Genomic DNA, 20,893 nt, shown 5'->3' on the forward strand with positions numbered 1-20,893 from the left:
TTTTAGGCTAACCTAAAACAACAAGACCGTTTCGGTTACTCACCGACGTCGGCCGGCAGCGACGCGGCGTACTCCCGGACCCGTTCGTCGTCGACGACGTCGAGCAGCAGGTCGTCGGGCAGGTGTTCGGCGAGGCGTCGTTTCCCGGCTTCGGCGCGAACGTCCAGCTCCTCGCGGTCCACGTAGGCCGCGGACCGTTCCTCGAGGAGTCGCTCGCAGACGCGCTCGAACCGGTCGTCGCCCGGCCCGAGGTCGGCGGGCGCCTCGCGGGCCGCCCAGTCGCGCAGGTGGTCCCGGAGCGCCGCCTCGTCGTCGACGTCGCTCGCGCGGCGCACCCAGTCCCAGTGCCCGGAGACGGGGTCCCAGAGGCCGTCCGTCTCCCGGCGGTCGCGGAGGAGTTCGCACGCCACGCTCGCGCCGTCGCCGGCGGCGGCGATCGCCTGGTTGGTGCCGTCCGCCATCGGGCCGGCGACGTACAGCCCCTCGATCGGCGTCCGACCGTCCGCGTCGGCGTACCCCCCGTCGAAGCGCTCGTGGGTCTCGCCGCCGTGCTCGTGCGCCTCGAACATCGCGCCCTCGTCGTCCAGGGGGCGGAGGTACTCGGCGTCGTACGTCGTCGCCGCGACCACGGCGTCGGCCACCGCCGTCCGGCCGTCCTGCGTCCCGATCAGGAAGCCGTCCGCCGTCCCCGCGTCCGCCGGCTCCCCGTCCACCGTCTCCGCGTCCGCCGGCTCCCCGTCCACCGTCTCCGCGTCCGCCGTCCCCGCGTCCGCCACCCGTTCGACCCGTTCCACGAGGTCGGGGATGAGTTCGGCGCCGGCCTCCTCGACGTGGTCGTGCATCAGCCCGTAGAACGTCTCGACGTCGATTCCGACAGGGAAGCCGAGGAAGTTCTCCAGATGCCCACACCGCGCCAGCGACGAGTTCCCCCGGTCGAAGACGACGACCTCCAGGCCGGCGCGCGCGGTGAACACCGCCGCCGAACTCCCCGCCGGGCCGCCCCCGACGACGGCGACGTCGTACCGCTCCGCGTCCTCGACTGCGTCGGCAGCACCTCCGGTCGAACCGTCCGCTTCCCCGGTCACGGTGACCACGCACCCGCCCGAGTCCGGCCCGGTCGGGCCGACGAGGTCGCGGTCGTTCCGTCGGTCATGGGTATTAGGCCAGCCTAAACAGTGTTAACACTTGTTGTTTCGTCGAGGTTCGCCGCCGCAGGGCCGACGGCGCGCTACGTGCGGCCGCCCAGGAACCGACGGACCCCCACCTCGCCGAGCGCGAGGAGGAGGACGGCGACGATACCGAGCGGGGCGAAAAAGAGCGCCCACAGCGCCAGCGGGTCGCTCTCGCCCCGGACCCGGAGGAACGCGAACAGCGGGACCGTCGTCAATGCGAACAGCCCCGCGAGCGGCGTGTACAGTCGCCAGCGGGCGGAGAGGTAGGCCGGGAGCGCCCCCTGCGCGGCGAGGGCGAGCGCGGCGACGGCGAGCAGGCCGACGAACGCGAGGGGGTCCTCGAACAGCGACGGCTCGAACGCGTCGGCGACCAGGCGCGCGCCGGCCCAGGCGCCGAGCCCGAGCAGCGTCGAGACGGCGCCGACGACGAGTGCGAGTCGGCGAGCGGTCGGGAGGCGGGTCCGGAGGGCGGGCGGGAGCGCGGTGACGAACGCGGCGCCGGCGCAGGCGACGGCGAACGTGACCGCCTCGCTCCCGAGGACGGGGTCGGGGGTGCCGGGCATCTGTCGGTCGAGCTACCGGTACCGGGGACGGCGTATAGCAGTTGTCACTGCTCACGCGTTCGCACGGGCGACCGTTCGATCGGCCCGTTTTATGCGCGCCGGCGCCACCGTCCCGCCGGGTAAGACCGGTTGACTGTCGGACTCGCCCACGCGGCCCCGAGCGGGAGGGGAGCGCCCGCGGTCACGCGGGCACGTTTTCGCGGCGCCTCGACTACCGAGGCGCTCGCCCGCCCTATCCGAAGGCGGTGATGACCCCGACGCCGACGACGACAGCCGTCGCCGCGCCGGCGAGTTTCCACGTCACGCGCTCGAGGTGTTTCGGCATGAACAGCGCCGAGAGCACGACGACGAACAGCGTGTTCGTGATGATGATCGGCGTGACGATGCTCACCGGGGCGATCTCGAGGGCGACGTAGTAGCCCACGAGGAACAGCGTGTTCGACAGCCCCGCGAGCACGAACCACCGCATGTCGTTCGACCGGAGCACCTCCCGACCCGGGAGGTCGTTTCGCAACCGGAGGTACAGCGTGAGCCCCAGGATGGCGGCGACCGTCTTGACGACGAGGCCGACCGGGGCGGGCGTCCCCTCGGCGAACCCGAACTTGGCGAAGATCGGCTCCAGCCCGTATGCGAACGCCGCGGCGAAAGGGATCAGCAGGCCGATCGACAGCTCCCGGCGCGAGAGCCCGTCGGGGTTCTCGTGGTTCGTCTCCCACGCGATGACGACGATGCCCGCGACGACCAGCGCGATGCCGACCGCGTGGATCGGCGACAGGGTCTCGTCGAGGAAGATCACGCCGAACACCGTCGAGACGAGCGCCCAGGCGGCGACGATGGGGGCCGTGCGGCTCGCCCCGATCTTCTCGATGCTCGTGTAGCTCAGGATCCGGCCGAGCAGCGTGCCGACCATGCCCGCGGCGGCGAACGAGAGCCACGAGACGGGGGTCAGCCCGTAGTCCGGGTAGTAGAGGATCGCGACCGAGGGCAGGAGGACGAGGACGTTCACCGCGATGACGACGACGACCGCGTCGGAGGCCCGGCCCCCGTCGGTGCCCTTGCGGACGAAGAGGTTCTGGCCGGCGATACCGAGCGCCGCCACCAGCGTCACGAGCACGGCGACGAGCGTCGTCAGGTCTACCATCGATTCGTAGTGGGTTCCGACTACTAGGGGCCCCGATATGAGGCATTCGGTCGCGGTGATTCGGCGGGTGGTTCGGGCGGCGTGGCGTTACTGCAAACCCGGTCGCGGACACCTCGAAAGCCACCCCCTCCCCAGCCGGCCGATTCCCGACGCACCGGTCAGGAACTCACTCCCCGTGCGGAACCGAGAGCACGACGGCCTCCCCCGACACCACCCGATCGCCGTCGGCGTCCGCGACCGTCTCCACTCGGACTCGGTCGCCGCCGACGTGTTCGACGACCTCGACCTCCGCCCGAACCGTCGCACCCGGACGCACCGGGTTCTCGAACGAGAGGTTCTGCGAGAGGTAGATGACGTCGCCCGGGAGTCTGGCGAGCGCGGCGCTCACGACCCCCGCGGAGTACATCCCGTGGGCGATGCGGCCGCCGAAGGCCGTCTCACCGGCGTACTCCTCGTCGAGGTGGATCGGGTTGCGGTCGCCGGTGAGTTCGGCGTAGGCGTCGATGTCGTCGGTCGTGACCGCTCGTTCGGCGCTCGCGGCGTCGCCGACGGTTGCGACGGGCATACGAGGGGCTACGGGTCGCCGGCGAAAAACGACCGGGGTGACGGCCGGTGTCGCTACCGGTCGCGGTTCGACTCCTGCGCCTGGGTGAGCGCCCGGAACAGGGTCGAGAGCGCGGGGCCGATCTCGGCCCGGAGGGGAGGGAGGTCGGGGGAGTCGTCCGAACTGATGGAGTGGCCCGTCTCCCTGACGTGGTCGATTGCGCGTTCGGACGAGTCCGACTCCGGCCGGGGGTCCGGGTCGACGACCGCCCACTCGCAGTCGAGGCAGTATTTCATGGGTCGGGGGGACTGCTCTGTCTGTTCTCGCCAGGGACTCTCGACGGGTCGACGTCAGCGCCGGCCGCGAGCTTGCGGCCCGGTCGTTCAGATTGCCCCTGGTTTGTCGAGCGATACGTTCCGTGACTCTTCACACTCGGCGTCAGGTGGTCCGTGTGGTTAAATACGTTGGGGAGGTATTGCAAGGTCGGTTCGTGAGGTCCGTCCCTGCGCTCCGTCGTCCGCGCGAGCGGACCACGTCGGATTCCCGACTAGCGTCCGGACAGTCTCGGCGTGAAGGGAACTGTAAGCGGTACCATCATCGAACGGGAGTAGCGAACTTCCTCGGCTGAACCGCCGTGGTAGACGCCACGACGGACGCGGAGCGGTACGACCGTTCGCTCGTCCGCGCGACCGGGGGTCGCGGCGTCGCCCTCTCCCACGGCCGCTGGGAGTTCGACGGGACGACCGAGTCGCTGGGGATGCGAACGGTCGTTGAGTACGAGGACAGCCCGAACTCGCCGGTGTTCCCACCGAACTCCTCGACGGAGGCGGGACGGCTGATCGCTCCCTGCTCTCGAAAGCCGACGGCGGCGCGCACGTCCGCACGGTCATCAGCGGGCGAGTCGACGGGGAGTACGGATCGTCGAGGAGATCCGCGGCCCGGAGCGAGCCCGTGCGGGAGCCACCTCGTCAGTCGTACGTCCGGTACGCGGCGGAGCTGACGTCGATACGAACCAGGGTGTTCTCCGACCACGAGTCCTCGTCGACGCCGTACTTCCGGTTGAGCCGCCGGTTGGCCTCCCGGGACCGCTCCTCGTCGTCGACGACCGTCGCCGTCCCGCGGAGCGTGACCATCCACTGGGGCATCCCGCCCTCGTCCTGCTGGATGGAGAGCGCCACCCGTGGGTTCTCGCGGACGTTGGCCAGTTTTCGTCCGGTGGTCATGATCTCCACGACGCCGTCCTCGTACCGGTACCAGAGCGGCGCGACGTGGGGTTTGCCGTCGTGACAGGTCCCCAGGTGCGCGACCAGCGGCTCACCGGTGATCAGTTCCTCGGCCTTCGCGGGGAGCGTCTCCGTCACGGGTCGGACAAGGGGCCGGCTCCCAATAGTGGCTTGCCCCCCTCCGCCGGGCCGCGCGTGACGTTTAGTTTGCCCAGTTCGTCTAGTTCGCCCAGACCGACTAGCAAACTGGGTTTTGATGGATTTTCCGGGTGCGTTTCCGGGCCAAAACGCCGCTTAACAGCGGCGCAGTCTTGCGAAAAGCACTCGAAAAGTGGTGTGTCCGTTCGACCGCTCACGCCTCGTCGAACTCCCCGGGTTCGTCGTCGACCTGGACCGCCCGCGTCGCCGTGGCCTTGAAACTCGCGACCACCTCCGCGCCCGGTTCGAGTCCGAGGCGCTCGACGCTGTCGCACGTCACCAGCGCGACGAGCGGGTCGGCGGCGCCGACGTCGACCGAGACGTGCGCGACGGCGACGCCCGAATCGACCGCCTCGACCCGGCCGTCGAACCTGTTTCGGGCGCTCGTCGCTCCGCCCGGCGGTGCGTCGGCCGGGTCGTGGAGCGTGACCGCGCTGGCGCGGACGCTCACCTCCACGTCGTGACTACGCGAGTCCACCTCGAACCCGTCGGCGGATCCGGCGTCCGGGACCACGAGGGCGCGGAGCGTCCCGGCGCCGGTCTTGACCGTCCCGAGTTCGCCGGTCACCTCCACGACTCGGCCGGGGAGCACCGTCTCGACGACGCTCGCGGTCTCCGCGAGGTTGGCTCGAAGCCTGTCGTATCGGGCGAGGAGCTCCCGCGCGTCGTCCGTCAGCCTGCTCCCCCCGCCGTCGCTCCCGCCGCGACGACGGTCCACCAGCTCGCCGAACGCGGCCTCGAGGTCCTGCAGGCGGGTGAGCGCCCGCGCACGGGAACGACCGAGTTCCCTCGCGGCCCCGCTGACCGAACCGCGGCTGGCGATCGCCCGGAGCAGCGCCGCGTCCGCACGGCCGAACGCCGCGCCGTCCCGTTCGATGACCGCGCTGGCGTCCGCCGCGGCGTCGGCGCCCTCGGTCATGTCGTTGCTCCACGTCGGCGGCGAGCCGGTATAACCGTTGGCGGATTCGACGGGGAGTTCAGTTCGGACAGTTCGATCGGGCGACCCGGCACAGCGCCCCCGGCCGGCCGTCGTAGCCGAACCCCCCAGCACGCCCAATCTAGCCAAACCGGCCAACTCAGCAAAACCAGTTCAGAGAGGAAAACCAGGCGAACTACGGACCGGAGGAGAACGATCCGAGCCGGCCGGCCGGGGCGAAATAGGCGAACCGGTTTTGACGTCCAAACCAAATTTGGCGGTGCGTACGAAAGAACTGGCCAATACACCCGAACGGGACGATCGAGGCGAACGGGCCGACCCGGCGTGACCCGCCGAACCCGACGAACGCGCAGAAGGTAACGAACCGGTCGAATCGCACGAAGCTCGTCGTGGAAATGAACGGTTTGGACGGGCGAACCGCAGCACGCCACCGCTATAACTACCGAAGATCGCGGGCATTGGTGTGTGGTTCGTTCAGTTTGGACGTCCAAACCCCTATGGATCGAACTACGGAGAACGCCCGAACGAGGAAATCGAGCCGAACGGGGAGAAAGAGACGAACGAAGCGAGCGAGCCGAGAGGAGAAATTCGTCCAAACCTTCCGAACCATACAAACAAGTTGTGGCGTATTTTCCGTATTGTCTGACGTGCGTCTCACAAAGGGCTAATGCGGATGGGCCATACGAACCAGTTTGTATGACCGATTCGTCTCGGACGCCGACGGTGGCCGTCTCGAACCAGAAGGGGGGCGTCGGCAAGACGACCACGGCCATCAACGTGGGCGGGGCGCTGAACGAGCGCGGGAACGACGTGCTGTTCGTCGACCTCGACCCGCAGGGGAACGCGACCGAGAACCTCGGGATGATGGACGCGTACGACGCCGAGCCGCCGACGCTGTTCGACTGTCTCACCGACCCGGAACAGCGTGACGCGATCCACGACATCGTCCACGAACACCCGGAGATGGACGTGCTACCGTCGAACATCGACATGACCGCCGCGGAGCCCGAACTCACCCTCTCGCGGCGGAGCGGGGAGCAGCTCGCGTTGCTGCTCGACCGCGTGGAGGACGACTACGACTTCGTCGTCGTCGACTGCCCGCCGAACCTCGGGAACCTGATGGACAACGCGCTGTACGCCTCGCGGAACCTCCTCATCCCGGCGCTCGCGGAGTCCACCAGCAAGCGGGCGTTCGAGCTCCTGTTCGACCACGTGGAGGCGCTGGAGCTGGACTACGGCATCACCATCGAGGAGCGCGGGGTCGTCGTGAACCGCATCGACGTGCGCAAGAACCAAGCGAAGGAGATGGTCGAGTGGATCAACGAGGCGTTCGACGGCGTCCCCGTCTGGGAGGTTCGCGAGCGCGCTGCCGTCCAGAAGGCGCTCGAGGAGGGCTCCTCGCTCCTCCGGTACGATCCTGAGTGCGACATGTGCGAGGTGTTCCTCGACATCGCCGCCGACCTCGAGGAGCAGTTCGCGACCCGGGAGGTGGAAGCATGAGCCAGGACGACCGGGCGAGCAGGCTCCGGAACCGCCGTCAGCGGGCGAAGGACAAGGCCACGGGGGACGCCGAGGCGGACAGCAAGGACGAGGCGTCCGACGCTGTCGAACCCGCCGAATCGCCAGAACCGTCCGAAACGCCCGAACCGTCCAAACAGTCCGAAACGGACGAGCCGGCCGAGACGGACGATCCCGCCGACGCGGACGAGGAGGGATCGGTGAAGGACGAGCAGGTCGGGACGTACATGTACCTCCCGCGGGAGCAGAAGAAGGAGCTCGAGCGGACGTACAACCTCCTGAAGGCGGAGTACGAGTTCGAGTACGACGAGGAGTTCGAGAAGAACCGCCACTTCTTCCCGCTCGTCGTCCGGCACGGCCTCGACGCGCTGGCCGAGGCGGACGCCAGCGACGTCCCAGAACTCCTCGAAGACGTCTGAACCCCCATCGGCGATGGATTCGACGCCCCGGTGAGTCGGTAAACCACATTTCGCGATACGTTTGTTGGCCGGGGGGACGAAGCTGTTCGATCAGTTTTCCGATTAGTAACCAAAGTTACTAGACCGCTACCGAATCCAGCTGGATCGTACGCTGTACAGCGGTTAGTTCCCGAACGTGACGGGAACATCGGTCGTCCCCGACGCGCTCGCCGCAAGTATTGCAACCTTCTTGTGTGGCACGGGCGAACGTCCCCCAATGGCACGCTCCGACGACCCCGCGACGAGCGACGTTAGCGCCGAGTGGGAGGCCTACCAGGGCTCCCCCACCGGCACCGACATCGAGTGTGAGGGGTGGCGACAGGAGGCCGCCCTCCGGATGTTGAACAACAACCTCGACCCCGAGGTAGCAGAACGCCCCGAGGACCTCGTCGTCTACGGCGGGACGGGGCGGGCGGCGCGGTCGTGGGACGCCTACGACGCCATCCTCGACCAGCTCAGGACGCTCGGCGACGAGGAGACGCTGCTGGTACAGTCCGGCAAGCCTGTCGGGCGGTTCACCACCCACGAGATGGCGCCGCGGGTGCTCATCGCGAACTCCAACCTGGTGGGCAAGTGGGACGACTGGGAGCACTTCCACGAACTCGAGGCCGCGGGGAAGATGATGTACGGCCAGATGACCGCAGGCTCGTGGGCGTACATCGGAACGCAGGGGATCGTCCAGGGCACGTACGAGACGCTCGCCGAACTCGCCCGCCAGCAGTACGACGGCACCCTGCAAGGGCGGATCGTCGTCACCGGCGGGCTTGGCGGGATGAGCGGCGCCCAGCCGCTCGCGACCACGATGAACGGCGGCGTCTGCGTCGTCGCGGAGGTCGATGGCGACCGCATCGACCGCCGGATCCGGACGGACTACCTGATGGAGCGCGTCGACGACCTGGGCGAGGCGATGTCCCGGGCCGAGGAGGCCGCCGCCGCCCGCGAGGCGTACAGCGTCGGCGTCGAGACGAACGTGGTGGACATGCTGGAAACGATGCTCGACGAGGGGTTCGTCCCCGACGTCGTCACCGACCAGACGAGCGCCCACGACGAACTCGAGGGGTACTTCCCGGTCGGCTACTCGGTCGCGGAGGCGGACGAACTCCGGGAGCGGGATCCCGAGCGCTACGTCGAGGAGAGCCTCGACACGATGGAGCGGCACGTCGACGCCATCCTGGCGATGCAGGACGACGGCGCGGTCGCCTTCGAGTACGGCAACAACCTCCGCGGGCAGGTGCGCGAGCATCGCGGGCGCGAGGACGCGTTCGACTACCCCGGGTTCGTCCCGGCGTTCGTCCGGCCGATGTTCTGCCGGGGGCGCGGTCCGTTCCGGTGGGCCGCCCTCTCGGGCGATCCCGAGGACATCCGCCGGACCGACGCCGCGGTGAAGGAACTGTTCCCGGGGAAGGAGACGCTCCACCGCTGGATCGACCTCGCCCAGGAGCAGGTGTCGTTCCAGGGGCTGCCGGCGCGGGTGTGCTGGCTCGGCTACCAATCGAACGAGGACGGGGTGACCGAGCGCGCCGAGTTCGCGCTCCGGATCAACGAACTCGTCGCGGAGGGCGAGATCCGGGCGCCGATCGTCGTCACCCGCGACCACCTCGACGCGGGGTCGGTCGCCAGCCCGAACCGCGAGACCGAGGCGATGAGGGACGGCACCGACGCGGTCGCCGACTGGCCCATCCTCAACGCGCTGCTCAACTGCGCGGCCGGCGCGGACATCGTCTCGGTCCACGACGGCGGCGGGGTCGGCATCGGTAACGCGCTCCACTCGAACAACCACGTCGTCCTCGACGGCACCGACCTCGCGGCCGAGAAGGCCCGCCGCGTGTTCACCACCGACCCCGGGACGGGGGTGATCCGCCACGCCGATGCCGGGTACGAGGAGGCGCTGGACGAGGCCGACGAGTCGGACGTGACCATCCCGATGCGGGACGACCGATGAGCCTCCGCCCGCCCACCGATTGGCTCCCGTCGTCGGACGACCCGAACGACATCCAGTTCGGCGACGTCGTCCAGCCCACCACGCTCGCAGAGGCGGACGAGTACGACGCCGTCCTCGTCGGCGAGCCGTACGACGGCGCCGTCATCGGCCGGAAGGGTGCCGGCGACGGCCCGGACGCCATCCGCGAATCGCTCGCCGGCGCGAAGGCCCACCACTACGTGACCGGCCCCGTCGCGGGCGTCGGCGACCTCGGCGACGTACGCATCCCCGACGACGAAGGGGACGTCGCGGCGGTCCAGGACGCGCTCGTCGAGACGACCCGGAGGGTCCACGAGGCCGACGCGTTCCCGGTGTTCCTCGGTGGCGACAACTCGCTCACGGTGCCGAACGTCTGGCCGTTGCTGGGCGGGGCAGGCGGCGGCGAGGGCCGAGGGCGAGGCGACCGCGGCGGGGGCGGCGCTAGCGGCGCGGCCGGGGGAGGGGAAGGAGGGGGAGAGGGGGGTCCAGGGGGGAGAGGGGGAGGACGGGGAGGGGACGGCTCGCGCGTCGGCGTCGTCAGCCTCGACGCTCACCTCGACTGCCGGGACCCCGACGGCGAGCCGACCAGCGGCACCCCGTACCGCCAACTGTTCGACGCCGGCCTCGACGCGCTCTCGGTGGTCGGCGCCCGGCACTTCGAGACGTCGACCGCCTACGCCGACTTCCTCGCCGGGCGCGACGGGACGGTGTTCACCCCGGCGGACGTCCGCGCCGACCCCGCCGGCATCGCAGACGCGGCCATCGAGGCACTCGGCGACGTGGATCTGGTGTACGTCAGCCTCGACGTCGACGTCCTCGACGAGGCCGCCGCGCCCGGCGTGAGCGCCCCTACCCCCGGTGGAGTTCGGACGTCCGAACTGTACGAACTTCTCGGGGGCGCGCTGGCCGACCCGCGGGTCGTCGGCTTCGAGGTGGTGGAGTGCGCGCCGCCGCTGGACCGCGGCGGCCGAACGGTCAGGGCCGCCTCTCGTGCGGTCGCGCACGCGCTCGCGGAGGTGACCAGCCGTGAGTGACGAGTCGTCGTCGGAGGGCCACGGTCCGACGGTCGCGGCCGACGGATCCGGCGACCCTGACTCGCCGGGGCTCACCGTCGTCCACGGCGCCTCGGAACTCGTTGTCGGCCCGGACGAGGGCGTCGGCGTCGAGACGGTCGCGGACGCCGCGTTCGCCGCCGAGGACGGCCAAGTCGTCGCCGTCGGCGAGACGGAGGAGGTGCTGCGCGAGTACCCGGCTGAGAACGCTGACGTCGCCGTCGACGCCGACGGCCGCCTCGTGACGCCCGGGTTCGTCGACCCCCACACCCACGCGATCTTCGCCGGCGACCGGACCGACGAATTCGAGGCCAAGCTCGGCGGGACGTCCTACGAGGACATCCTCGCGGCCGGCGGCGGCATCCTCCGGACGGTCCGCGCGGTCCGGGCGGCCGACGAGGCGACGTTGACCGCGAACCTGGTCGAGCACCTCGACGTGATGCTCGCACACGGCACCACCACGGTCGAGGTGAAGAGCGGCTACGGCCTCTCGACCGACGCCGAGTTGAAACTGCTCCGGGCCATCGCCGCGGCCGACGAGGCGCACCCCGTCACCGTGGTCCCGACGTTCATGGGCGCCCACGCCGTCCCGGAAGACCGGGAGGTCGAGGGGTACACCGAGGAGGTGATCGAGGAACAGCTCCCGGCCGTCGCGGACCAGGGGATCGCGGAGTTCTGCGACGTCTTCTGCGAACGAGGCGTGTTCGACGCCGAGCAGTCGCGACGGATCCTCGCCGCCGGGCTGGAGGCCAGCCTGACGCCGAAAGTCCACGCCGACGAGTTCGCGGACGTCGGCGCCACCGGGGTCGCGGCCGACGTCGGCGCCGCCAGCGCGGACCACCTCCTGAAGACCGACGACGAGGGGGCCGACCGGCTCGTCGACGGCGGCGTGACACCCGTCCTGCTGCCCGCGACGGCGTTCGCGCTCGGCGAGGAGTACGCGGACGCGCGCCGGTTCCTCGACGGGGGGACGCCCGTCGCGCTCGCGACCGACTTCAACCCGAACTGCTACGCGCGGAGCATGGGGTTCGTCGTCACCCTCGCCTGCGTCGGCATGCGGGCGACGCCCGACGAGGCGCTGCGCGGGGCGACCCACACGGCCGCGAGGGCCATCGACCGGACCGACGGCACGGGGACGCTCCGCCCCGGCGCGCCCGCGGACGCCGTCGTCCACGACGTGACGGCAGGCGTGGAGATCCCGTACAACCTGGACGTGAACACGGCCGACCGGGTCGTCGTCGACGGGGAGGTCGTCCATGAGTGAGGAGGGAGGACGACCGACCGAGGTCGTCCTCGACGGCGAGTCGCTCACGCCGGCGGAGGTGGCCGCCGTCGCCCGCGACGGGGCGACCGTCCGCGTCGCCGACGCGGCCCGGGAGGCGGTGCGGGAGGCGCGCGCCCGCGTCGTCGCCGCCGTCGAGTCCGGCGAGGCGGTGTACGGGCTCAACACCGGCTTCGGCCACCTGGTGGACACCCGCATCGCGCCCGAGGACGTCGAGGCGCTCCAGACCAACCTGGTCAGGAGCCACGCCGCAGGCGTCGGCCGGCGCCTCACGGCCGCGGAGGTCCGTGGGGTGATGCTCACCCGGGTCAACGCGCTCGTGAAGGGCTACTCCGGGGTCCGGGAGGTCGTCATCGATCACCTCGTGACGATGCTCAACGAGGGGGTCCACCCGGTTGTCCCCGCCCAGGGGAGCCTCGGGGCGAGTGGCGACCTCGCGCCGCTCGCGCACGTCGCCATCGTCCTGCTCGGCGAGGGGCAGGCCACCGTCGACGGCAACGACCTCTCCGGCGAGGAGGCGCTGGCCCGGGCCGGCCTCGACCCGCTCAGGCTCGCGCCCAAGGAGGGGCTGGCGCTCATCAACGGCACGCAGCTCACCCTCGCGCTCGCCGCGCTGCTCGTCGTCGACGCCGAGCGCGTCCTCCACGCGGCGGACGTCGCCGGCGCGCTGACGACCGAGGTGACGATGTCCACGACGGCGAATTGCGACCCGGCCGTGAACGACGTCCGCCCACACCCCGGCCAGGCGGAGAGTGCGGCCAACGTCCGCCGGTTCACCGCCGGCTCAGAGGTCATCGAGTCCCACCGGAACTGCGACCGCGTGCAGGACGCCTACTCGATCCGGTGTCTCCCGCAGGTCCACGGCGCGGTGCGCGAGGCCGTCGGACACCTCCGCGAGGCGGTCGAGATCGAACTGAACAGCGCGACGGACAACCCGCTCGTGTTCCCGCCGGGCGCAGTCGCCGGGCGCGCCAGCGGCGGCGACGAGGCGGCGGTGCTCTCGGCGGGCAACTTCCACGGCGCGCCGCTGGCCCACCGGCTCGACTACGTCGCCGGCGCGCTGACGGACCTGGCGGCCGTCTGCGAGCGCCGAGTCGACCGGATGCTCAACCCCGAACTCCAGGAGGCACACCTGCCGCCGTTCCTCACCGAGAAGAGCGGCCTGCGGTCGGGGTACATGATCGCCCAGTACACCGCCGCGTCGCTCCTGAACGAGTGTCGGTCGCTCGGCCGGCCGGCGACGGACTCGACGCCCGTCAGCGGCGGGCAGGAGGACCACGTCAGCATGAGCGGGCAGAGCGCGCTCACCGCCCGCACGGTGCTCGACGACGTCGCCACGGTCGTCGGCGTCGAACTCGCGTGCGGCGCCCAGGCGGCCGAGTTCCTCGACCCGGGGCTCGCGCTCGGGGACGGCACCGCCGCCGCCTACGACGCCGTCCGCGAGGTCGTCCCGAAGCTCGTGGAGGACCGTCCGCTGGACGCCGACCTGCGGGCGGGCGAGCGACTGGTGACGAGCGGCGCGCTCCACGACGCGGTCGAGGCGGCCGTCGCGACGGACACGGACTGATCGATGGACAGGCACCAGCTACTCGGTCGGGGAGTGCCCCGTGAGCCACCGGAGCCGGTCGTCGTCCGTCGTGATTTCAGCCGAACCGTCCGTCGTCCGTTGCCGGAATCAGCTCCCGGAGTGGAACGCGTCGATGATGTCGCCGCGCGTGAAAATCGAGGGACGCGCCGACGGTCGCGGAGTAAGTACGAGCATATTTGTGGGTCGGCTTCGCATGGAATGGAAATGACCCCCGCGACCGACACCGGGAGCGTGAGACGGCTGCTCCGCGACCCTATCGGATCGACTGACGAGGTAATCGTCGTCTCGGACCACGTCACCGTGCTGCGGGAGGCCGTGCTCGTCGTCGCGGAGGCCGACGAGGACGCGCCCGACCACGTCCGGCTGCTCGGCACCGAGGGAGCGCTGTCCAGGGCGTGCGACGACTTCCTCGCCGCCTCCCGGGCCGCGGACCTGGTGGAGGAGGAGCGGCTCTCGATGCGCGTGAGCGAGCAGGGGCACCTCCCGTCGCTGGTCATCACCGGCGGTGAGGGAGGTGACCCGAACCGGCAATCGGCCGCTGGTGAGGTGGAAGACCCGAGCCGGCACTCCGACTCCGGCGAGGTGACGACCATCTCCCCATTGCCCGGAAACGACGCCGTGGCGGTGCGGACGGACGAGGCGGACCCGGTCGCCACCATCCGGAGCGCGTTCGCGCGGTCGTTCTCGGACGCCGCCGAGTACGAGGTCGGCGTGCCCGGCTACACCCGGCTCCTGGAGTCGCTCGACGTCGCGGTCGGACCGGCCGTTCGCGAGGACGTGGCGAGCGTCATGGAGGCCGGCGTGACCGTGCGGAGCTCCGCGGACGGGGTCGACGAGATCGACACCATCCTGCTCGTGGGTGGACGGAACGGCGCGCAGCTGTTCGAGCTCTCGGAGTGGGCCGAGGACCTGGGCGTCGCCAGCCGGGCGACGATGTCATCCCGGAAGCGACAGCTCGAGGCCGCGGGCCTGCTCACGACCGAGAAGATCCGTGCGGACGTCGGCCGGCCGCGCCAGCGGCTCCTCGTCGCCCCCGAGGAACTCCGCGACTCCCCGCCAGCCGACCTGATCCGGGGGGCCCGGGACGCGCTCGTCGACGAGTAGCGAGGCGCCCGAGGGCTGCCGGTGGCCAACGGTTTATGCCCCGCCGCCGTCGGCGAGTGACCGTGAACGACTCCCCGCCCGAGACCCCCCGACGCCCCGTGACGGAGACCCCCCACGGCGAGGAGGTGGCCGACCCGTATCGGTGGCTCGAGGAGGACACCGACGAGGTCGCCGCCTGGGTCGACGCGCAGAACGAGTACGCCGACGGGTTCCTCGGCGGCGACACGTCCGACGCGCTCCGCCCTCGCTTCGAGGACCTGGCGCGCGTGACCGACTACGGGGCCGTCACCGTCCGCGGCGGTCGCTACTTCGGGACCGTCGAGGGACCGGACGAGGACCACGGCGTCCTCTACGTCCGCGAGTCGTTCGACGGGGAGCCGCGGGCGCTCGTCGACCCGAACGCGTTCGACGGCGAGGCCGCCTCGATGAACTGGTTCGTCGTCGGCCCGGACGGCGACCGCGTCGCCTACGGCTACGACGAGGGCGGCGAGGAACAGTACGACGTGCGCGTCGTCTACGTCGGCTCGGGCGAGGTGACGGAGACGGTGCCCGACCTCGGCCGGGTGAACCCCGGCGGCTTCGCGTGGACCGACGGCGGCTTCTACTACGTCCGCACGGGCGGGGCCGGCGGCGGTGCACAGCTCGAGAAATCGCTCTACCACCACGAGCACGGCGCCGACCCGGACGACGACCGGTTCCTCACGGACGCGTTCGGCCAGCACGACGGGCCCCAGCTGGAGATCGACGACGAGACCGGGGCGCTGCTCGCGGCGGTCCACGAGGGGACGGCGAACTCGGAGGTGTACCTGGTCGACGTCGACGCCGCGGAGGCGGACGGAGCCGACGGTTCGTCCGACGCGCTCGTCCCGCTGCTCACCGACGCGGACGGCACCTTCCACCCCCACATCCACGACGGAACCGTCTACTTCGTGACCAACTACGACGCCCCGTTCTCGCGGGTCCTCTCGGTTCCGCTCGCCGACGTCGCGGGGAGCGGGTCGAACGCGGACGGCCGTGACGACGCGCTCGACCCGGATGCGATGGCCGAGCCGATCCCCGAAACCGACGGCGTCCTCCGGGGGATCGCGTTCGCGGGCGACAGGCTGCTGGCACACCACATGCGCGACGCGAGTTCGGAACTGGCGGTCTGGGCCGACGGCGAGCCGACGGAGCGGCTCCCGACGCCCGAGTTCTGTTCGGTCGGCGGCGTCTCCGGGTCCGACGGCGGTGACGACGAGGGTGAAGGTGAGGGAGCGGACGAGGCCGGCCCTGGTTCGGCCGTCGACGCGGCCGACGAGGTGTTCTACGTCGTTGGAACGTTCGCCGAACCCGCTAGAGTCCGCCGGTACGACTTCGAGACCGGCGAGGCGGAAACGATCGCGCAGGCCGACGTGTCGCTCGGCGTCGACGTGACGGTGTCCCAGGAGTTCTTCGAGTCGCGGGACGGGACCGAGGTTCCGGCGTTCGTGATCCGCCGCGAGGGGCTGGAGCCGGACGGCGACGCCCCGACGGTGCTGTACGGCTACGGCGGGTTCCGGATCCCGCAGACGCCCGGCTTCGACCGCTTCCGCGGGCCGTTCCTCGCGGCCGGCGGCGTGTTCGTCGTCGCGAACCTCCGCGGCGGGACCGAGTACGGCGAACCGTGGCACGAGGCCGGAATGGGCGAGCGCAAGCAGAACGTCTTCGACGACTTCTACGCGGTCGCGGAGGGGCTCGTCGAGTCGGGCTACACGAACACCGACCGCCTCGCGGCGTTCGGCGGGTCGAACGGCGGCCTGCTGACGGGCGCCGCCGTCACGCAGCGACCCGACCTCTGGGGCGCGGTGCTCTCGACGGTGCCGCTGCTCGATATGCTCCGGTTCCACCGGTTCCTCCTCGGGGAGTACTGGACCGTCGAGTACGGGAGCCCCGACGACTCGGACGACTTCGAGTTCCTCCGGGCGTACTCGCCGTACCACAACGTCGCCGAGCGCGAGTACCCGCCGACGATGTTCAAGACCGCCGCGGGCGACACCCGGGTCCACCCGGGTCACGCGCGGAAGATGACCGCGCTGATGCAGGCGCGCAACGCCGGCGACTCGCCGGTCGTGCTCCGGACGGAGACGGACACCGGCCATGGCGTCGGCAAACCGACGGAACGGATCGTCCGCGAGCAGGTCGAGCAGTGGACGTGGCTGTGCGACCGACTCGGCGTGGACGTACGGGAGTAGCGGAACGGAGCGGAAGCGCCGTTGCAGGGAGGGGCAGCGCTCCCCGACAGCCGCGGATTCCGGGTGCCGACGGGCCCCCACCAGGGCGCCGCCGCCTCCGCCGCGTCGACGAACTCGAACAGATCACGGGCTTGTCAGATAGTCGATTATAATGGTGTCCGGAGGCTCCGGCCACGGGTTCGTTTTTCCCCCTCCGTCACGAATCGAGCACGGAGGAGATACGCATGTTCCGCGACAGGACCGACGCGGGCGAGAAACTCGCACGGCTGCTCCGGGACCGAGGGGTCCGCGCGGACCTCGTGCTGGCGATCCCGCGGGGCGGGCTTCCGATCGGGCGGCCGGTCGCGGACGCCCTCGACGCGCCGCTGGACGTCGCCGTGGCGAAGAAACTGGGCGCGCCGGGGAACCCGGAGTTGGCCATCGGCGCCGCCGCGTCGGACGGGAGCCTCTGGCTGAACGAGGACGCGATCGACCAGCTCGGGGTTCCCGACGGCTACGTCGAGCGGGAGCGCCGGAGGGCCGCCGAGACCGCCCGGGAGAAGGAGGACGCCTACCGGGAGGGCGACCCGCCGGACGTGGCCGGCAGGTCCGTCGTGCTCGTCGACGACGGCGTCGCGACGGGGGCGACCGTCAACGCCTGCCTCCGGATGCTCGCGGAGCGCGGCGCCGAGCACATCGTGCTCGCGGTGCCGGTCGGCCCGCCGAACGCGCGCGAGCGACTGGTCGGCGACGCCGACGAGGTCGTGGTGCTCGAATCACCCCCTCGATTCCGGGCGGTCGGCCAGTTCTACGAGCGGTTCGATCAGGTCTCGGACGAGGAGGCGATGTCGTATCTCGACCGGTAAGCGTACGGAACGTCGGGCGTACGGAACGTCGAGCGTGCGGATCTTCGGATCGTGATTCGGGAACCGGGTTCGAGTCGGTCCAAAAAATCCCGGTGGAGTGTCCATGAAGCTCACGTCGAGCCCCGAGCGGGGCTTCGTGAGCACCGGAGTACTCTAGATGCGCCGCCCCCGGTGGGCGGAGTTCGAAAGGTGCCGGATGGGGGTGGATGCCGGGTACGGCACCTGTGTGGGGTCGTCGACGGTACAGGGGGGAACGACCGTCGATTGCTCCGCAGGTCGCCACCGAACCAGTTCGGGTAGGCCATCGCGCTCCGGGCCAGGCACGCGAGGCCCTCCGACGGCCGGTAGCACATATCCGTAGTGGTGAGTCACCCATTGTTATACACGTAGTACCCCGTCGGGCCACGATGAGGGAGCGACTAGGAGCGGTTCCGACGGCGCGACGACGCGCCCGGCCGGCCGCCTCCCTAACACCAGTTTGCAAGTGCTTCTCGGGGCCTCGATTTCGCGCATCTCACCGGGTTAGCACTCGAAAACCGGTGTGTCGAAGCGGTCGTTACCCGTAGACGAGGGCGATTCGGCCCGGTGACACCGGTTTTCGAATGCTTCGACCGGGGACGGCGGCGGGTAGCGCGTAGCTACCAGTCCGTAAGCATTTGAAAACTGGTGTGTCTGTGGACCGATAGACCGTCGGCGGAACTATCGAGTGGGCCTCTGGGAAGGCGCGTCGGATTCGGGGGTGGGTCGGTTCAGGGCTGGGTCGATCGGGTCGAGTCGAATCGGGATCAGGTCGAATCGGATCGGGCCGAGTCGAGAGTGGGTCGAATTCGAGTGCGATCACCTCAGTCCTCGGAGAGGCCGGCGCGGACGAGGATGTTGTCGAGTTCGAGTTCGACGTCGTTCGTCGGGAGGTCGGAGCTGTCGATGGCGTCCTTCACCTGGCGGACGGTGAGCGCTTCGGACAGTTCGTACGTGTTGTACTGGCCGCCCCGCAGCCCCTCGTTGTTCTGGAACGACTGGAGGAAGCCGAGCATGTCGAGCCGGGTGAGGTGATTGTACATCCCGCGCTGGCTCAGCGGGTCGTCGCCGGCGGCGGAGGCGAGCTGCTCGTAGATGGCGTGGATCGCCTTCGTCCGGACCGGGGTGCGGCCGTCCGCCTCGAGCCTCGCGACGGCGTCGATGATGAGCTGCTTGTGCTGGTCCTGGTCGATGATGGACTCGACCATGTCGCCGTAGTCGAGCTCCTCCTTGGCGGCGTACACGTCGTCCGGTTGGATCGGCATGTTGCCCACGTTCTCGGCGTGTTCGGCCGCCTGCTTCAGGAGGTCCATCGCGCGGCGGGCGCTCCCGGAGGAGTTCCGCATCGCGAGCGCCGCGCACAGCGACAGCACCTCCTTGTCGTACGTCTCGTCGTGGAGCGCGTTGTTCGCGCGGGCCGCGATGATCTCCTCCAGCTCGTCGGCGCTGTAGGCGGGGAACTTGATCTCCGTCTCGCACAGCGTATCGCGCACCTTCGGCGAGAGGTTCGAGCGGAACGTGTAGTCGTTGCTGATGCCGATGAGCCCGATCCGGGTGTCCTCGACGTAGCCGATGTCGCGGGCCCGCGGAAGGTCGTACAGCAGCGTGTCGCTCTCGCCCACCCGGTCGACCTCGTCGAGCACGATGAGCACCGTACCGCCGATGTCGTCCAGTTCCTCGTACAGCATCGAGTACACCTCTCGGGAGGCGTACCCCGTCGAGGCGATCTGGTCGTCGCGGAACTCGTTGACGAGAGCGATCGCCACCTGGTACGAGGAGGCCGTCCCGTCCGAGGGGGCGATGTTCTGGCAGTTGATCCGGACGTGCGTGAACGTCCGCTGGTCGTCGGCCGGCCGGTCGGCGTTGCGCTCGCGGATGTCCGACTCGAGTTCTCGGAGCAGGTACTTCGTCGCGGCCGTCTTCCCGACACCCGTGTCCCCGTAGAGGAACGCGTTCCGCGGCGGCCGGCCCTTGTACACCGGCTTCAGCGCGTTCACGTAGTTCTGCATCACGTCGTCGCGGCAGAGGATCTCCTCGGGGGTGTGCTCCTCCGTGAAGAGGTCGGCGTCGCGGATGATCTCGACGTCGTCCTCGAAGATGGAGTTCGACCCCATTGTATCCCGTGTCGGACACGAAGTGGATAAAGCTAGTCCTTTCGAGTGCTTTCGAGTGCTTTCAAGTGTACCCCGGTCGTTTCGAGTGCTCTGCGAGTGACTGCGAGTGACTGCGACTGTTTTCCCGTACCCAGGATTATCCGCCGAAATCGGCCGAATCGAACACCAGTTTTCGAGTGCTTTCGGTGACGGCACGGGGATACCGGCCTGATATCGCGTCGGAGCGGTACTGGTCGGCGGTCGTGGGTCGAGCACCGATCGTGGGTCGAGCGCCGAACGCGAGTCGAGTCCCCCCGTCCACACACCAGTTTTCAAGTGCTTGATGGGAGGGGCAAGATTCGCGGGGTCTGATCGAGGGCACGAACGACGCCAGTAGTGTGGAGGGGTTGTCTCAGGGGTCAGGGGGCCGTGTGGCGGCGGAAACCCGGATGGGATGGGAAACATCGGGCAGTCGATGGGTTTCGGGAGGTACCAGGGAGCGGAAACGCCTGCAGATGGCGATCTCCTCGCCGGAGGCCGCCAGGAGACCGTGAATGGCGGGGATCGAACCCCATCAGTTGCGGCCAGGAGCGCTAGGGGCGGGCGGAGTGTGATCCGATCACGACCTGCTCGTGCTTCCTCGGGTTGGCAGTCGTCCGGCGGAACACGGGGTGGCGGGGGCGATTCGAGACGCCGGCTGTCGGTCCAGGAACTCGCGAGTAAGTGAGGGACGGGACGGTGATCCCGGACACCCCCACACCGGTTTGCAAGTGCTTTCGATCGGGGGCGTCCGTCGGAACTCGTGCCGGCGGAACCGACGGTTCCGATCACGGTATAAACAGCCGATTGGATACACGTGAGGTTAGTCGATTATTCGAGTGGAATCGCACGACTACAGACAGTCGTAATCCGGACAACACTACACTACTACTAGACTAGAAGAAAATGTTATAATAAGGAAAGAGATCGATCCGGTTCCAGTTGCCA

The 20,893-nt window shown here is 69.7% G+C and carries 18 protein-coding genes; 10 read left to right on the forward strand and 8 right to left on the reverse strand.

All coding sequences use genetic code 11. The features are described from left to right. Positions 1 to 35: 35 nt before the first annotated feature. The 5 genes from HUG10_RS19350 to HUG10_RS19370 all read right to left on the reverse strand — a co-directional run bounded on the left by HUG10_RS19350 (position 36) and on the right by HUG10_RS19370 (position 3,716). Complete coding sequence (locus tag HUG10_RS19350) at positions 36 to 1,085, reverse strand: FAD-dependent oxidoreductase (RefSeq protein ID WP_179171336.1); 1,050 nt, start codon at positions 1,083 to 1,085, stop codon at positions 36 to 38. Between the two features lie 143 nt (positions 1,086 to 1,228). Then, on the reverse strand, positions 1,229 to 1,735 hold the full coding sequence (locus HUG10_RS19355; RefSeq protein WP_179171337.1) for a hypothetical protein: 507 nt from the start codon (positions 1,733 to 1,735) through the stop codon (positions 1,229 to 1,231). A gap of 232 nt (positions 1,736 to 1,967) precedes the next feature. Further along, the gene (locus HUG10_RS19360) at positions 1,968 to 2,876 is read right to left on the reverse strand and encodes a DMT family transporter (protein ID WP_179171338.1); all 909 of its coding nucleotides are present in this window, start codon (positions 2,874 to 2,876) and stop codon (positions 1,968 to 1,970) included. Positions 2,877 to 3,042: 166 nt separating this feature from the next. Next, positions 3,043 to 3,441, reverse strand: coding sequence for a MaoC family dehydratase (locus tag HUG10_RS19365; RefSeq protein WP_179171339.1), 399 nt, complete (start codon positions 3,439 to 3,441; stop codon positions 3,043 to 3,045). A gap of 53 nt (positions 3,442 to 3,494) precedes the next feature. Then, positions 3,495 to 3,716, reverse strand: a complete 222-nt coding sequence (locus tag HUG10_RS19370; protein ID WP_179171144.1) for a hypothetical protein — start codon at positions 3,714 to 3,716, stop codon at positions 3,495 to 3,497. 338 nt (positions 3,717 to 4,054) lie between these two features. Between HUG10_RS19370 and HUG10_RS19375 the strand changes: the two genes are divergently transcribed. After that, complete coding sequence (locus HUG10_RS19375; protein WP_179171340.1) at positions 4,055 to 4,420, forward strand: hypothetical protein; 366 nt, start codon at positions 4,055 to 4,057, stop codon at positions 4,418 to 4,420. On the opposite strand, the gene HUG10_RS19380 is transcribed toward HUG10_RS19375, so the two are convergent. Beyond that, entirely contained in the window at positions 4,389 to 4,781 is a 393-nt protein-coding gene (locus HUG10_RS19380) for a pyridoxamine 5'-phosphate oxidase family protein (RefSeq protein WP_179171341.1), read from the reverse strand. The two genes, HUG10_RS19375 and HUG10_RS19380, sit on opposite strands and share 32 nt — an antisense overlap. Before the next feature lie 214 nt (positions 4,782 to 4,995). Beyond that, the gene (locus tag HUG10_RS19385; protein WP_179171342.1) at positions 4,996 to 5,760 is read right to left on the reverse strand and encodes a TOBE domain-containing protein; all 765 of its coding nucleotides are present in this window, start codon (positions 5,758 to 5,760) and stop codon (positions 4,996 to 4,998) included. 714 nt (positions 5,761 to 6,474) lie between these two features. Between HUG10_RS19385 and HUG10_RS19390 the strand changes: the two genes are divergently transcribed. The 9 genes from HUG10_RS19390 (at position 6,475) to HUG10_RS19430 (ending at position 17,795) form a co-directional block, all read left to right on the forward strand. Next, complete coding sequence (locus HUG10_RS19390) at positions 6,475 to 7,278, forward strand: ParA family protein (RefSeq protein ID WP_179171343.1); 804 nt, start codon at positions 6,475 to 6,477, stop codon at positions 7,276 to 7,278. Continuing rightward, positions 7,275 to 7,715, forward strand: a complete 441-nt coding sequence (locus HUG10_RS19395) for a hypothetical protein (protein WP_179171344.1) — start codon at positions 7,275 to 7,277, stop codon at positions 7,713 to 7,715. The genes HUG10_RS19390 and HUG10_RS19395 overlap by 4 nt, the downstream gene beginning before the upstream one ends. A 256-nt stretch (positions 7,716 to 7,971) precedes the next feature. Further along, positions 7,972 to 9,696 (forward strand): urocanate hydratase, encoded by a 1,725-nt coding sequence (gene hutU, locus HUG10_RS19400; RefSeq protein WP_179171345.1) that lies wholly within the window; start codon positions 7,972 to 7,974, stop codon positions 9,694 to 9,696. Then, the gene (locus HUG10_RS21715; RefSeq protein ID WP_246310334.1) at positions 9,693 to 10,748 is read left to right on the forward strand and encodes an arginase family protein; all 1,056 of its coding nucleotides are present in this window, start codon (positions 9,693 to 9,695) and stop codon (positions 10,746 to 10,748) included. Before hutU ends, HUG10_RS21715 begins: the two co-directional genes overlap by 4 nt. Next, positions 10,741 to 12,030: an imidazolonepropionase gene (gene hutI / locus HUG10_RS19410; protein WP_179171346.1), complete on the forward strand. Its 1,290-nt coding sequence runs from the start codon at positions 10,741 to 10,743 to the stop codon at positions 12,028 to 12,030. The genes HUG10_RS21715 and hutI overlap by 8 nt, the downstream gene beginning before the upstream one ends. Continuing rightward, positions 12,023 to 13,615, forward strand: coding sequence for a histidine ammonia-lyase (hutH, locus tag HUG10_RS19415; protein WP_179171347.1), 1,593 nt, complete (start codon positions 12,023 to 12,025; stop codon positions 13,613 to 13,615). The genes hutI and hutH overlap by 8 nt, the downstream gene beginning before the upstream one ends. A 225-nt stretch (positions 13,616 to 13,840) precedes the next feature. Then, positions 13,841 to 14,740: a transcriptional regulator TbsP domain-containing protein gene (locus tag HUG10_RS19420; protein WP_179171348.1), complete on the forward strand. Its 900-nt coding sequence runs from the start codon at positions 13,841 to 13,843 to the stop codon at positions 14,738 to 14,740. 62 nt (positions 14,741 to 14,802) lie between these two features. Then, positions 14,803 to 16,950: a prolyl oligopeptidase family serine peptidase gene (locus HUG10_RS19425; RefSeq protein WP_246310350.1), complete on the forward strand. Its 2,148-nt coding sequence runs from the start codon at positions 14,803 to 14,805 to the stop codon at positions 16,948 to 16,950. A 224-nt stretch (positions 16,951 to 17,174) separates the two neighbouring features. Beyond that, a complete protein-coding gene (locus HUG10_RS19430; RefSeq protein WP_179171350.1) occupies positions 17,175 to 17,795 on the forward strand; it encodes a phosphoribosyltransferase in 621 nt (206 codons plus the stop codon). Between the two features lie 842 nt (positions 17,796 to 18,637). On the opposite strand, the gene HUG10_RS19435 is transcribed toward HUG10_RS19430, so the two are convergent. Continuing rightward, entirely contained in the window at positions 18,638 to 19,927 is a 1,290-nt protein-coding gene (locus HUG10_RS19435; RefSeq protein WP_179171351.1) for a Cdc6/Cdc18 family protein, read from the reverse strand. Between the last annotated feature and the right edge of the window lie 966 nt (positions 19,928 to 20,893).

Source organism: Halorarum halophilum, assembly GCF_013401515.1.
GTDB classification, from domain to species: domain Archaea; phylum Halobacteriota; class Halobacteria; order Halobacteriales; family Haloferacaceae; genus Halorarum; species Halorarum halophilum.

Excerpts from the sequence above, each read along its gene's own strand:
- HUG10_RS19420 (WP_179171348.1), top strand. The coding sequence starts at position 13,841 with ATGACCCCCGCGACCGACACCGGGAGCGTGAGACGGCTGCTCCGCGAC.
- HUG10_RS19355 (WP_179171337.1), bottom strand. The coding sequence starts at position 1,735 with ATGCCCGGCACCCCCGACCCCGTCCTCGGGAGCGAGGCGGTCACGTTC.
- hutU (WP_179171345.1), top strand. The coding sequence starts at position 7,972 with ATGGCACGCTCCGACGACCCCGCGACGAGCGACGTTAGCGCCGAGTGG.
- HUG10_RS19385 (WP_179171342.1), bottom strand. The coding sequence starts at position 5,760 with ATGACCGAGGGCGCCGACGCCGCGGCGGACGCCAGCGCGGTCATCGAA.
- HUG10_RS19395 (WP_179171344.1), top strand. The coding sequence starts at position 7,275 with ATGAGCCAGGACGACCGGGCGAGCAGGCTCCGGAACCGCCGTCAGCGG.
- HUG10_RS19360 (WP_179171338.1), bottom strand. The coding sequence starts at position 2,876 with ATGGTAGACCTGACGACGCTCGTCGCCGTGCTCGTGACGCTGGTGGCG.
- HUG10_RS19365 (WP_179171339.1), bottom strand. The coding sequence starts at position 3,441 with ATGCCCGTCGCAACCGTCGGCGACGCCGCGAGCGCCGAACGAGCGGTC.
- HUG10_RS19435 (WP_179171351.1), bottom strand. The coding sequence starts at position 19,927 with ATGGGGTCGAACTCCATCTTCGAGGACGACGTCGAGATCATCCGCGAC.
- HUG10_RS21715 (WP_246310334.1), top strand. The coding sequence starts at position 9,693 with ATGAGCCTCCGCCCGCCCACCGATTGGCTCCCGTCGTCGGACGACCCG.
- HUG10_RS19390 (WP_179171343.1), top strand. The coding sequence starts at position 6,475 with ATGACCGATTCGTCTCGGACGCCGACGGTGGCCGTCTCGAACCAGAAG.
- HUG10_RS19430 (WP_179171350.1), top strand. The coding sequence starts at position 17,175 with ATGTTCCGCGACAGGACCGACGCGGGCGAGAAACTCGCACGGCTGCTC.
- hutH (WP_179171347.1), top strand. The coding sequence starts at position 12,023 with ATGAGTGAGGAGGGAGGACGACCGACCGAGGTCGTCCTCGACGGCGAG.
- HUG10_RS19370 (WP_179171144.1), bottom strand. The coding sequence starts at position 3,716 with ATGAAATACTGCCTCGACTGCGAGTGGGCGGTCGTCGACCCGGACCCC.